Source organism: Leifsonia poae (assembly GCF_050632195.1).
Classification (GTDB): domain Bacteria; phylum Actinomycetota; class Actinomycetes; order Actinomycetales; family Microbacteriaceae; genus Leifsonia; species Leifsonia poae_C.
The window spans coordinates 3,663,823-3,676,216 of sequence record NZ_CP192580.1; the positions used below are offsets into that span (position 1 = coordinate 3,663,823).

Genomic DNA, 12,394 nt, shown 5'->3' on the forward strand with positions numbered 1-12,394 from the left:
CGACGGCCTCTTCGGGCACTGCTGGGGTGGTGCTGACTACTTGGTGGGCCAGGCGCCGAGCTGCTGAGCTCCGGCCGGCTTGCCGGTCAGGCTCGCGATGCTCGAGGGCAGCGGCTGGGCGATGGACCCGGCCGCGCTCGTGAGCGTCGGAATCAGCTTGATGCCGGACAGCACGTCCGAACCGTCCACCGCTCGCGATGACTTGTCCTGGCCGGTGGCGGCGGAGAAGTCGGCGAGCGAGTTGTAGACCGCAGGGTTGCCCGCGCCACGCGACCAGATGATGGTCCAGGTCGGAGCCGAAGCGCTGGAGCGCTGGTAGACATTGCCGTTCATGGTGATGCCCATCTGCGCAGCCGAGTGCTCGTGGCTGTAGTCCTCGACCGCGAGCACGGCGTTGCCGGTGCTCTTGGCCAGCACGTTGTTGGCCACCGTGATGTTGCCGGTGATCCAGGTCACGGTCGGGTCGGGCAGCGCCTGACGCGGGTCGTGCCCGGCGGTCGAGAGCTGGCTGGCCCGGCGCGTGCCCTGCGTGATGTTGATGTCACGCGCGTTGCCGGTGATCGTGTTGTTGTGGATGTCCACGGTGCCGGTGTCGCTGACGAGGATGCCGGCGATGCCGTTGTTGGCGATCACGTTGTTCGCGATGGCGAACTTGGCCGAGATCTCGGCGACCAGGGCATTGCCCTCGTTGCCGACGATGTCGTTGTTGGCGACCGACACGTTGTACACCGACTCGTCGAACCACAGCGCGTTACCCGAGTTGTTCAGGAAGTTGCTGCCGGTCACGGTGATGTTGCGCGAACGAGCGACCTTCAGGCCACCGGCGACAGGTGCACGGTTGAAGTGCTCCGTGTTGTTGTTCGCCGCGAGCATCCCGGAGACCTTGAGGCCGTCGGCGTAGGTCGCCTGGGCGCCCAGCATGCCGTTGCGGGCGACGGTCACGTTGGTCCAGGTGCCGTTGAGGCCACCCGTGACGAGACCGGTCGTCGCGTTGTCCGTGATCGAGAGGTTCTCGAGGTTGACGTTGTTCGCGTAGATCTGGAACGCGCCCATGTCGGGGACCGACGGCGAGTAGCGACGGACGCCGAACCCGCGGAGCGTGCTGCCGTCACCGAGAACGGTGAACGCCTTCACGGTGTCGCTGGACTGAACCTGCTTCCCGCTCGGGTCGGTACCCAGAACGAGCTGCTTGGCGGCGGTGTCGACGAAGAACGTTCCCGCCTTCACTGCGGACCGCGAGCTGACCTGGGTCACCGGTGCTCCGTTGATCCACATCTGGTCGGGGTGCGCGGCCATCGGATAGTCCGGGTTCACGAACGCCCAGCCCGGCGCGGTGCCGTCAGGGGCGCCTCGCGTGTACGTGGGGCTGTCATCGAAGTCGATGTTCCAGTTGCCCGAGACCCAGGTGGAGCCGGACTGCGTCCAGTTGCTCACCGTACGGCTGCCGTCGAACCACACGGCCTCCTTCGGGTATGCCTGGATGGTCAGCTGCTTGCCACGCGGAATGGTGACGGTCTCGTGGTACGTGCCCGCGCGGAGAACGATGGTCGAACCGCTCGGGGCGGAGTCGACGGCGTGCTGCACGCTCTTCCACGGGGCGGCCTCGGTGCTTCGCGACACGGAGTCGGAGCCAGCGGGGGCCACGAAGTACGCGCCCGACGGGACGGCGTACGAGGTGCTGCCCACGGCGGCCGAACCGGTGCCGGAGCGTGCCGTGCTCTGGTCGATCGTGGTGTCACCGGTCGTCGGCTGAGCGGGCTCGGTCGGCTTGGTCGGCTCGGTGGGGGAGTCGGTTTCGTCGGCTCGGTCGGCGCCGTGGTCTCGGTGGGCGTCGGAGTCGGAGTCGCGGTCTGCGTCGGGTCGGGCTGGGTCGGCTGACCACCCTGAACAGCCTTCAGCGAGTACGCCGAGACATTGTCGAAGGAGACCGCCGTAGCGGCACTGCTGCCGGACACGTAAGACCAGAGGCCGACGCTCCCTGCAGCAGTGAGCTTCTTGGCTGTCGCATCGGTTCCGCTGACCTGCCAGTCGGGCGCCGTCTGCGAGGCGAGCCATGCGCGCGCCGTCGTGGAGACGGTATCCGTTCCGGTGACCCGGAAGTCGATCGCGATCTTCTGACCGGCCGTCACGTTCTGCGCGACGACCTTCTCAGCGGCGATGGTCGTCTGGTCGGCGGTCGACCCGTTGATCCGGCTCACGGAGAGCAGGAGCCGGGCCTTGGCGTCGATGCGCGCGGTGGCCTGGTAGTACGAGCCCTTAGCCGAGCGCAGCTGAACGCCGGCGTAGACGCCGTTGCCGGTTGTCGGCAGCGTGGGGATGCTGACGACGGTCGAGATGTCGGCATCCGTCGCCGTCGCGCTCGGCAGTGATGCCGTGAGCGACGCGCCGGGACGCGGCACTGCAGCGACGCCGGTGGCGCCGTTGGCCGAGAAGGCCGTCGGACTGCTGACCGTGTACGCGCCGCCGACGGGGGCGGAGCCCCAGCCGTTCTGCTGAACGCGGTCGAGGGTGTCCGACACGATCTGCTTGTCGTTCGAATAGGTGACCGGAGCCGCTTGTGCGGCGAGAGCAGGGAGGCCGAAGGCGGCAAGTGCCACGGCCGTCGAACCGGCTGCGATTCCGAATCCGATCTTGCGTTTCTTGTTGGGGGTTGTTGGTGTTGCTTTGGCTTCTTTTGTTGTTGTTAGGCGGTGAGCGGGCTGACGGACCATAGGGGGTGTCTGTCCAATGCTGTCGTCGTTGTAGGGGCGGAACAGTAGGTGAGACCAACGACTACTGAATTTCTGCAGGCGAGGCTAGCAGAGTGCAGGACTGCAACGCGAGTTCAAACTCTCAACCTTACCTGAGGGAGTGCCGGATTTACAGAGCGCGGCACCCCCATTCGGGTGCTCATTCCGCGCAGAAAACCCCTGTTCACGCGCGGAACGATTGATTCTCATTTCCGTACAGTATTCAGGATGCACGCTGCGAGCATGCGTGCCGCGCCGGGCCCTCTTCCCAGGTCGTTCGCAGTTTGACGCACCCGTGTTACGGAGGTTCCCGGCGAAATCCCAGAGGAGGAGCCCTGTCGACCAGAATGTCCGTATGGCTCATTCGCCCTTCCGCATCCTCGCGATCTGCACCGGCAACATCTGCCGGTCACCCGCTGTCGACCTCCTCCTGGCCGGCGAGCTCGCGGGCGCAGCAACCGGGCCGAGCGAGACGAAGCAGACGCGTGCGGCGCGGTTCGCCGTGAGTTCCGCCGGCACCCACGCGATGGCGGGCTGGCCGATCTCCCCGCCGATGGGCACGCTCCTGGCCGAGCGCGGAATCGAGAGCGACGATTTCGTCGCCCGGCAGGCCACGCGAGCGATGCTGGCGGAGTCGGATCTCATTCTGACCGCGACCCGCGAACACCGTGAGTGGGTCTTCAGTCACGACCCGCGCTCCGTGCGCCGAGCGTTCACGCTGACGGAGTTCGCCGACGCGGTGCGAGGTCATCCCGACTCTGCTTCCGCCACCGCTGCAGAACTCGTCGCCTGGGCGGCGTCGAACCGGCCGAGCCCCGGCGTGACCTCCCGAGGAGCGGTGACCCGGCGAGGATACGCCGAGGGCGACATCCTCGATCCGTACGGCCGGGGAGATGCGGCATTCATCGCCGCGCTGACGCAGATCGAGCCGCTCGCGGCCTTCATCGCGACGGCATTGCGCTCGACGAGGTAAACCGATCCCGTTTGGGGTGACAAATACTCACTTATGCGCCAGAATAGGTGAGCATTACTCAACCCGAAGGAGCGGCCCGTGACCCGACGCGTCGGCTACGCTGCTGGGGCGTTCGATCTGTTCCACATCGGACACCTCAACATCCTGAAACACGCCAAGAGCGAGTGCGACTACCTCATCGCAGGAGTCGTCTCCGACGAGATGCTGCGCCTGACCAAAGGCATCGACCCGGTCGTGCCGCTGGCCGAGCGTCTCGAGATCGTCTCGAGCAACCGCTTCGTCGATCAGGCGGTCGCCGAGACCGTGCCCGACAAGCTCGACATGTGGCGTGAACTACGGTTCGACGTGTTCTTCAAGGGCGACGACTGGCGCGGCACCGAGAAGGGCCTGCGCCTCGAGCGGGAGTTCGCCGCCGTCGGGGTCGAGGTCGTCTACTTCCCCTACACGATGTCGACCTCGAGCACTGTGCTCCGTCGGGCTCTCGATGCCCTCACCGCCGCGAGCGCACAGCCCGCACCGGTCGCGCGCGCAGCCCACTGACCCGCGCCGAGTCGAGCCGGCAGGTGCCGGCACTCAGCGGTGCGCCGTCAGGCGAGTTCACGCCCGCCGACGAGCACGAGTTCTCGCTTCGGCGCCGCCACGAGCGCTTCCGGCACGTTCTCCGCGTCGAGCAGCACGATGTCGGCGGCAGAACCTGAGACCAGGTCGTGGGATGCGCGTCCAACGAATCCGGCAGCCTCGCTCGTCGCGATCCGGACGGCCGCCGTCAGCTCCTCATCGCGACGAGCGCCGGAGAGTTGAGCGAGCCGTGTGGCCAGCCGCAGCATGTCGCCGTCCCCGTACGGACCCCAGAGGTCCCGGATGCCGTCGGTACCGAGTCCGACCGGAACGCCGGCCGCACGAAGCGCATCCAGCGGCAGCCTCGGCGCGTTGATCGGAGCCACCGTCGTGATCGAGACGCCTGCTGACCGCATCCCTCGATCAGGGCTGCCTGCCTTGCGGGCGAGACATCCCCGATTGCGAAACCGTGGGCGACATTCACGCGCCCGGCCAGGCCCGTGGCCAACGTGCGCTCGATGATCAGCTCGTACTGGAACGCACCCAGCTCACCGCCGTCGTGCAGGTGGATGTCGATACCCACGCCCCGACGGTCGGCGATGTCGAAGAGGCCATCCAACTGCCCGACCGGATCCCGGTCGATCGAGGCGGGATCGAGTCCGCCGACATGCTCGGCACCCTCGGCGGCGGCGCGGTCGAGCAGTTCGAGCACCCCGGGCCTGCGCAGCACGCCGTCCTGCGGGAACGCCACGATCTCGAGCCCGACCGGAACGCCGAGCGCGGCCACCGCATCCTTGACCACCCGGATGCCGTCGAGCCCGACCCCGAGGTCGACGTCGACATGGGTGCGGAAAGCGGTGGTCCCGAGCGACACCAGAGCTCGCAGCAGGGCCGTCGTACTCTCGACGCCCGGTATCCCGAGCGCCTCGCGGTGCAGCCGTTCGTGCTCGATCCGCCCCTGAGTGGTCGCCTCACCGCCGTAGGAGACCCAGGACTTGCCCCACCAGCTCTTGTCGAGGTGCGCGTGCGCATTGATGAAACCGGGCAGAGCGAGCAGTCCGCGTCCGTCGATGAACGTGGTCGCCGGGTCGCCGGAGATCGTTTGGTCGCGAGGGTCATGCGGCGAGACCGCCACGATCACCCCATCGGCGATCCGGATGTCCGAGGCCGGCCCGCCCCAAGGCCGAACGTTCCGCAGGATCGTCTGCACGTCACTCCGCGAATCGGTCGGTGGCCTCGATGACCGCGTCCAGGATGCCCGGCTCGTCGAAGGCGTGGCCGGCATCCGGAATCATCTTGAACTCAGCCTCGGGCCACGCCCGGTGCAGATCCCACGCGGTCATCGGCGGCGTGCAGGCGTCGTAGCGCCCCTGCACGATGACGGCGGGGATGTCGCGGAGCTTCGGCGCATCCCTGATCAGCTGCTCGTCCTCGAACCAGCCGAGGTGCGTGAAGTAATGGTTCTCGATGCGGGCGAAGGCGACCGCGTACTTCTCCTCGGTGAAGGCCTCGACCACCTCGGGTCGCGGCAGCAGCGTGATCGTCGACGACTCCCAGCGCGACCAGGCGACGGCGGCCGGGCCGTGCACCTCCGGGTCGGGACTGTTGAGCAGCCGCGTGTAAGCCTTGATGAGGTGTCCACGCTCGAGCGGTGGAACCGGCTCGAGGAACCCCTCCCACAGGTCGGGGAACAGCGCTGCCGCGCCGCCCTCGTAGAACCATTCCAGCTCGATCGGGCGCAGTGTGAAGATGCCGCGCAGCACGAGTTCGGTGACCCGATCAGGATGCGTCTCCGCGTACGCGAGGGCGAGCGAGCTCCCCCACGACCCGCCGAGCACCATCCACTTCTCGACTTCGAGGTGTTCGCGCAGCTTCTCGATGTCGGAGACCAGGTTCCACGTCGTGTTGGTGCTCAGGTCGGCTTCGGGATCGCTCGCGTGCGGCAGGCTCTGCCCGCACTGCCGCTGATCGAAGAGCACGATCCGGTACTTCTCCGGGTCGAACAGACGCCGCTGCTGGGGGTTGGTTCCGCCACCGGGGCCGCCGTGGAGGAACACCACCGGTTTGCCATCCGGATTCCCGCTGGTCTCCCAGTAGATCTGCTGGCCGTCGCCGACGTCGAGCAGTCCGGATGCGTACGGATCGATCTCAGGGTAGAAGCTGCGCATGCCCAGAGCCTACGCAGTACTGTGTGGGCGTGGACGCGTTCGCCACGGACTTTTCGGGGCCGCACCTCGATCTCGAGGTGTGGATGCCCGCCTATCTGCCTGCGTGGAGTTCGAGGGCGGCGGCTGCTGCCGACTTCGCGCTCGTGGCCGACGGCCTGAGGCTCTCGATACCGCCGGCGCATCCCCGCTGGTGTCCCGAGATCCACGAACCCCCACTCCGTGTTTCGGCTGTTCAAAGCGCCGACTGGTCGGGACCGGTCGGCAGCACACTCGCCCCCTCTCCTTTCCGAGTCGGACTCACCGTGCGCGAAGAGCAGCCGACCCAACTCGGCCTGGTGCGGCAGTACGGTCGCGTCGAGGTCACCGCGAGTGCGCAGATCGGACCGGGGTCGATGTTCTCGGCCTGGATGATCGGACTCGAAGACCAGCCCGAACGCTGCGGCGAGATCTGTCTGGTCGAGATATTCGGCGATGGAGTCGATACGACCGCCGACCCTCCGGTTGCCCGTGTCGGCAGCGGAATCCACCGGTTTCGCGACCCGGCGCTGCCCGAGGACTTCGTGGTGCGCGAGATGCCCCTCGACGTGTCCCGGTCCCATTCGTATGCGATCGACTGGACACCGGATGCGGTCGGCTTCTTCGTCGACGACGTCCTCACCCGACGAGTTCCAGCGTCGCCCGAGTACCCGATGATGCTCATCCTCGGTGTCTTCGATTTTCCGGACACCGTCGCACTCAATATGACTCCGGACCGCGCTCCGGAGACGCCGAACCTCACGGTGAGGAGTGTGGGCTGGAGTTGAGCACCCTTACGCGAACGGGCTCGCGGAATAGGCTGGCGACGTGACCGATTTCAGCACCGCCTCCGTCCGCGCATCCCGCACCCCCGTGACCGTCACCGTCACCGGAGCGGGCGGCCAGATCGGCTACGCGCTGCTGTTCCGCGCCGCCTCGGGGCAGCTGCTCGGCCGCGATGTGCCCGTGGACCTGCGCCTGTTGGAGATCCCGCAGGGCCTCTCCTCTGCCGAGGGAACCGCGCTCGAACTGCAGGACGGCGCCTTCCCGCTCGTCGAGCAGATCGTCGTGACGGACGACCCGCGCGCCGCCTTCGACGGCGTGAACGTCGCCCTGCTCGTCGGAGCGCGCCCTCGCGGCGCCGGCATGGAGCGGGCAGACCTGCTCGAGGCGAACGGCGCCATCTTCGGGCCGCAGGGTGAGGCGATCAACGCGGGAGCCGCATCCGACGTCCGTGTGCTCGTCGTCGGCAACCCGGCCAACACGAACGCTTTGATCGCCAGCGCCCATGCTCCGGATGTTCCTGCCGACCGGTTCACCGCCATGACGCGCCTCGACCACAATCGCGCCGTCGCCCAGCTCGCCGCCAAGCTCGGCGTTCCGGTCTCGGCGATCGACGGTGTGATCATCTGGGGCAACCACTCGGCGAGCCAGTACCCCGACATCAGCCATGCGACCGTCAACGGCCGGCCGGTGGTCGACCTGGTCGACGAGCGGTGGCTGGCCGATGAGTTCATCCCGCGGGTCGCGAAGCGTGGCGCCGAGATCATCGAGGTGCGCGGGTCCTCCAGCGCCGCATCGGCCGCGAGCGCCGCCCTCGACCACGTGCACGACTGGGTGAACGGCACGGGCGATCGGTGGACATCCGCGGGTATCGTCTCCGACGGGTCGTACGGAGTGCCCGAGGGGATCGTCTCCTCGTTCCCGGTGCGCTCGGTCGACGGCGCCTGGCAGATCGAGCAGGGCCTCGAGATCGACGCGTTCTCGCGAGCCCGCATCGACGCATCCGTCGCCGAACTCCTCGAGGAGCGCGAGGCCGTCCGCTCCCTCGGCCTCATCTAGCCGCCCGTTGGGGAACGGGCGCTTGAACGCGAATGGACGCTGGGTGAAACTCGCTCTCAGCCACTTTCACAGGCAGCCTGTTCCGGGTTGACTGAGCAGTGTCTCGCCTCCGGGTGAGCTACCGAGCGAACCGAGCCATCACCGTGTGTCCGGTTCACCCCGATCGGTTCCGTAGGGACCTTTTCCCAAATGGAGGTAATCATGGCGTTCGTGACCACAAAAGACGGCACGGAGATCTACTACAAGGACTGGGGCAGCAAGGACGCCCAGCCCATCGTGTTCCACCACGGCTGGCCCCTGTCCAGCGATGACTGGGACGCGCAGATGCTCTTCTTCCTCTCGAAGGGCTATCGGGTCGTCGCGAGCGACCGTCGAGGTCACGGACGATCGAGCGACATCGGCACCGGCCACGACATGGACCACTACGCCAGCGACGTCTCGGCCGTCGTCGAGCACCTCGACCTGACGAACGCCGTTCACATCGGACACTCGACGGGCGGCGGTCAAGTCGCGCGCTACGTCGCCCAGTACGGAGAGCCTCAAGGCCGTGTTGCGAAGGCCGTCCTCGTCTCGTCCGTTCCGCCGCTCATGCTGCAGACCGACGCCAATCCCGAGGGATTGCCGATCTCGGTGTTCGACGAATTCCGCGCTGCGTTGGCCGCCAACCGGGCCGAGTTCTACGTGGCCGTCGCAAGCGGACCCTTCTACAGCTTCAACCGCGAGGGCGCCACGATCTCCCAGCCGGTGGTCGACAACTGGTGGCGCCAGGGCATGACGGGCAGTGCGCTCGCCCACTATGAAGGAATCAAGGCCTTCTCCGAGACCGACCAGACCGAAGATCTGAAGGCGATCACCGTTCCCGTTCTCGTCACGCAGGGTGACGATGACCAGATCGTGCCGTACAAGGATGCGTCGCTGAAGCAGCATGAGCTGCTGCAGAACTCGACGCTCAAGATCTACGAGGGCTACCCGCACGGCATGCTGACGACGCACGCCGACGTCATCAATCCCGACCTGCTGGCATTCATCCAGCAGTAACACCCGTCCGACGTCGACCCGAACGCGCGCGCCCACGAACCACAGGGCGCGCGCGTTTGGCGGCGCTCAGCGCTTCTTGGCCTTGAGCGACTTCTCGTCGACGGGGGCGGTGCCGGATGCGCGCTGGTCGGCGTAGTAGTCGCGCGCCTCGGCCTGACGCTCGGCCTCGGCGCCCGTGGCGATCTTCGCGCGCACGAGCTCGGGTCCGTAGCCGAACGCGTCAACGAGGTCGACGGCGTGCGGCCGGATGCGCGTGAGCAGCCGGTCGATGTACGCCGACACCGCCTGGGCACGCTGCGGCGACAGTCGTCCGTGGATGAGGTACCACGACAGGTGCTTTTCGATCAGCCCGAAGCCGAACAGGTCGCGCAGCCAGGTGAGCACCTGCTTGGTGCCGGCGTCCGGAGCCTGCTCGAGCGCATCCGTGAACGCCTCCCACTGGAGCAGCTCGGCGTGGGCGCGAGCGGCCTCGATCAGCTCGTTCTGCTGCGAGTTGAAGAGGTCGGCCGCTGCTTTTTGCCCAGCTTGGAGGCGGGACGCAGTCGGCCGGCGACATCGGCGATCATCGTGGCGACGCGGTCGGTGAGCAGCTCGCGCTGAGTGCTCCCCTCCTGCAGCCAGTTGACCGCGCGCGCGGTCGAGCCGAAGTCTTTGACGGTCTGGGCAACGCTACGCAGGCCCGTGCCGTGGTAGGCCTTACCCGCCGCCTGGGTGACGACGTAGCGGGCCAGGGCACCCGCATCCGCCTTCGCGAACTTGCGGCTGAAGTCGGTCAACAGGCGCTTGGCGACGAGCTGCAGCAGCACGTTGTTGTCGCCCTCGAAGGTGACGTACACGTCGAGATCGGCCCGCAGAGAGGTGAGCCGGTTCTCGGTGAGGAAGCCGGCGCCGCCGCAGGCCTCGCGCGCCTCCTGCAGGGTGTCGAGCGCGTGCCAGGTCGAGAGCGGCTTGAGCGCGGCCGCGATGGTCTCGAGGTCCTGACGGTCGGCATCCGTGTCGGCGCGGCCGCTGAAGACATCATCGAACTTGTGCAGGAACACCTCGTGGGCGAAGCTCCCCGCATACGTGGTCGCGAGCAGCGGCAGCAGGCGACGCTGGTGGCGCTGGTAGTCCAGGATCACCTCTTCATCGGTCTCGCTGCCGGCCGTGAACTGGCGGCGCTCCGCACCGTAGGTGATCGCGATCTTCAGGCCGATCTTCGCCGCGTTGATCGCGGAGCCGTCGAGCGAGACGCGACCCTGAACGAGCGTTCCGAGCATGGTGAAGAAGCGACGCCCGGGACTGTCGATCGACGACGTATACGTGCCGTCTTCGGCGACCTCGCCGTACTTGTTCAGCAGATCGAGACGCGGAACGCGCACGCCGCTGAAGTGCAGCCGGCCGTTGTCGATGCCGTTCAGGCCGCCCTTGATGCCGTCGTCCTCGCCGCCGATGCCCGGCAGGAAGTCGCCGTTCACATCCCGGATCGGCAGATAGAAGGCGTGCACGCCGTGGTTGACGTTCTTGGTGATGAGCTGTGCGAACACCACGGCGGCGATGCCGTCTTTGCCCGCGTTGCCGAGGTAGTCCTTCCACGCCCCACGGAACGGGGTGTCGATGACGAACTCCTGCGTCTCGGGGTCGTAGGTGGCGGTGGTGGCGACGGATGCGACGTCCGAGCCGTGACCCGTCTCCGTCATTGCGAAGGCGCCCGGCACGTCGAGCGACATGATCCCCGGCAGGTACTTCTTGTGGTGGTATTCGGTGCCGAGCTGCATGACGGCGGCGCCGAACAGGCCCCACTGCACGCCCGACTTGATCTGCAGCGACGGGTCGGCCGCTACGAGTTCCTCGAACCCGGCGATATTGCCGCCGTTGTCCTCACCGCCGCCGACGCTCTTCGGGAAAGCCCGGTGCACCTGACCGTCCGCCACGAGCAGTTTCAGCTGCTCGAACGTGCGCGCACGCTGGTCGGCGAGGCTCAGCCCCTCCACCTTCTGCATCTCGGGACGGCTGGACAGCTTGCGGGATGCGAGTCGCACCTCCGCCCAGTCGCCGAGAAGCTGTCGACCGAGCGCCTCGACATCGACGCTCGGCGCTGCCCCCGGGGGCATTGGACGGGGTGGATGCGCGTGCCTCGGCGGGCACAGCGGATGACGTGGTGGTGGGCACGGCGGTATCAACCATGAGCGTTCCTCTTCGATCTCGCGGGGATGATTTCACGCTACGACTCCTCGCTGGGAACGCGAAGTCGTCGGTGCGCGGCCTACAAACGGCCCCCGGATGCAGTGGCGCACGTTTGCGGATTGCTCCAATTCGAGCAGCCGCCATTGTGCGCGTATCGACAATGCGCAATACTTCACCACATGGTTAACCTTTCGACCGTCTTCCATGCGCTCTCCGACGACACCCGACGCGACGTCGTCGAGCGGCTGCGCGCGGGCGAGGCGAGCGTCAGCGACCTGGCGTCCGCGCATCCGATGACCCTCGCCGCCTTCGTGAAACACCTGGCCGTGCTCGAGACGGCCGGCCTCGTGCTCAGCACCAAACGCGGGCGCACCCGCTGGTGCCGCCTCGCCCCCGCCGCCCTCCGTCCCGCCGAGGAGTGGATGCGCGTCTACGGCGACCTGTGGACCGACCGGCTCGACGCCCTCGAACGACACTTGGAGCAGCATCCATGACCAGCATCGAAATCACCCGAACACTGAAGGCCGACCGCGAACGCGTCTGGCGAGCGTTCACCGACCCCGCAGAGTTCGTCGCCTGGTTCTGGCCGCCGCCCTTCGCCAGCACCGGCGACATGGATGCGCGCGTCGGCGGATCCTGGCGTCTCGTCTCACACGTGGCGGGGATGGGACTGTCGGGCGTCTTCGCGGCCGTCGACCCACCGGAGCGCCTCGTCTTCACCTGGCGCTGGGACGGGGATCCGGAGGAGACCCTGGTCACGGTCAGACTCGTGGCGGTACCCGGGGGCAGCACCGAACTCACGGTGCTGCACGAGAACTTCGCGACGCCCGCTGACGCGGACTCGCACGCCGAGGGCTGGTCCGACTGCCTGGACCGACTGCCCTCGCTGCTCGAGGGCTAGCGGA

The 12,394-nt window shown here is 67.3% G+C and carries 12 protein-coding genes and 1 pseudogene; 7 read left to right on the forward strand and 6 right to left on the reverse strand.

Annotated features, from left to right (window positions below):
- Positions 1-36 precede the first annotated feature (36 nt).
- Positions 37-1,296 carry a right-handed parallel beta-helix repeat-containing protein gene (locus ACQ86A_RS18465; protein WP_431280485.1) on the reverse strand — a complete coding sequence of 420 codons (1,260 nt, stop codon included), beginning with the start codon at positions 1,294-1,296 and terminating at the stop codon, positions 37-39.
- A gap of 188 nt (positions 1,297-1,484) precedes the next feature.
- Positions 1,485-2,711 (reverse strand): hypothetical protein, encoded by a 1,227-nt coding sequence (locus ACQ86A_RS18470; protein WP_431278375.1) that lies wholly within the window; start codon positions 2,709-2,711, stop codon positions 1,485-1,487.
- Positions 2,712-3,084: 373 nt separating this feature from the next.
- On the opposite strand from ACQ86A_RS18470, the gene ACQ86A_RS18475 reads away from it, so the two are divergent.
- Together ACQ86A_RS18475 and ACQ86A_RS18480 are read left to right on the forward strand one after the other, a co-directional pair.
- Positions 3,085-3,702, forward strand: a complete 618-nt coding sequence (locus ACQ86A_RS18475) for a hypothetical protein (protein WP_431278376.1) — start codon at positions 3,085-3,087, stop codon at positions 3,700-3,702.
- Positions 3,703-3,780: 78 nt separating this feature from the next.
- Entirely contained in the window at positions 3,781-4,242 is a 462-nt protein-coding gene (locus ACQ86A_RS18480; protein ID WP_431278377.1) for an adenylyltransferase/cytidyltransferase family protein, read from the forward strand.
- A gap of 47 nt (positions 4,243-4,289) precedes the next feature.
- Here ACQ86A_RS18480 and ACQ86A_RS18485 read toward each other — a convergent pair whose 3' ends face one another.
- The 3 genes from ACQ86A_RS18485 to pip are packed head-to-tail and all read right to left on the reverse strand — an operon-like array spanning position 4,290 to position 6,428.
- Positions 4,290-4,565 carry an amidohydrolase family protein gene (locus tag ACQ86A_RS18485; RefSeq protein ID WP_431280486.1) on the reverse strand — a complete coding sequence of 92 codons (276 nt, stop codon included), beginning with the start codon at positions 4,563-4,565 and terminating at the stop codon, positions 4,290-4,292.
- Positions 4,469-5,470, reverse strand: coding sequence for a cytosine deaminase (locus ACQ86A_RS18490; protein WP_431280518.1), 1,002 nt, complete (start codon positions 5,468-5,470; stop codon positions 4,469-4,471). Before ACQ86A_RS18490 ends, ACQ86A_RS18485 begins: the two co-directional genes overlap by 97 nt.
- A 1-nt stretch (position 5,471) precedes the next feature.
- Positions 5,472-6,428, reverse strand: a complete 957-nt coding sequence (pip, locus tag ACQ86A_RS18495; RefSeq protein WP_431278378.1) for a prolyl aminopeptidase — start codon at positions 6,426-6,428, stop codon at positions 5,472-5,474.
- Between the two features lie 29 nt (positions 6,429-6,457).
- Here pip and ACQ86A_RS18500 point away from each other — a divergent pair, with 29 nt between their 5' ends.
- From ACQ86A_RS18500 to ACQ86A_RS18510, 3 genes are all read left to right on the forward strand, one after another.
- A complete protein-coding gene (locus tag ACQ86A_RS18500) occupies positions 6,458-7,231 on the forward strand; it encodes a glycoside hydrolase family 16 protein (protein ID WP_431278379.1) in 774 nt (257 codons plus the stop codon).
- A gap of 40 nt (positions 7,232-7,271) precedes the next feature.
- Positions 7,272-8,285 carry a malate dehydrogenase gene (locus ACQ86A_RS18505; protein ID WP_431278380.1) on the forward strand — a complete coding sequence of 338 codons (1,014 nt, stop codon included), beginning with the start codon at positions 7,272-7,274 and terminating at the stop codon, positions 8,283-8,285.
- Positions 8,286-8,486: 201 nt separating this feature from the next.
- The gene (locus ACQ86A_RS18510) at positions 8,487-9,323 is read left to right on the forward strand and encodes an alpha/beta fold hydrolase (RefSeq protein WP_431278381.1); all 837 of its coding nucleotides are present in this window, start codon (positions 8,487-8,489) and stop codon (positions 9,321-9,323) included.
- A gap of 66 nt (positions 9,324-9,389) precedes the next feature.
- On the opposite strand, the pseudogene ACQ86A_RS18515 reads toward ACQ86A_RS18510, so the two are convergent.
- Positions 9,390-11,416: pseudogene (locus tag ACQ86A_RS18515) on the reverse strand (acyl-CoA dehydrogenase).
- Positions 11,417-11,668: 252 nt separating this feature from the next.
- Between ACQ86A_RS18515 and ACQ86A_RS18520 the strand changes: the two are divergent.
- Together ACQ86A_RS18520 and ACQ86A_RS18525 are read left to right on the forward strand one after the other, a co-directional pair.
- On the forward strand, positions 11,669-11,983 hold the full coding sequence (locus ACQ86A_RS18520; RefSeq protein ID WP_431278382.1) for an ArsR/SmtB family transcription factor: 315 nt from the start codon (positions 11,669-11,671) through the stop codon (positions 11,981-11,983).
- Positions 11,980-12,390 carry an SRPBCC family protein gene (locus ACQ86A_RS18525; RefSeq protein ID WP_431278383.1) on the forward strand — a complete coding sequence of 137 codons (411 nt, stop codon included), beginning with the start codon at positions 11,980-11,982 and terminating at the stop codon, positions 12,388-12,390. The genes ACQ86A_RS18520 and ACQ86A_RS18525 overlap by 4 nt, the downstream gene beginning before the upstream one ends.
- Positions 12,391-12,394: the final 4 nt, after the last annotated feature.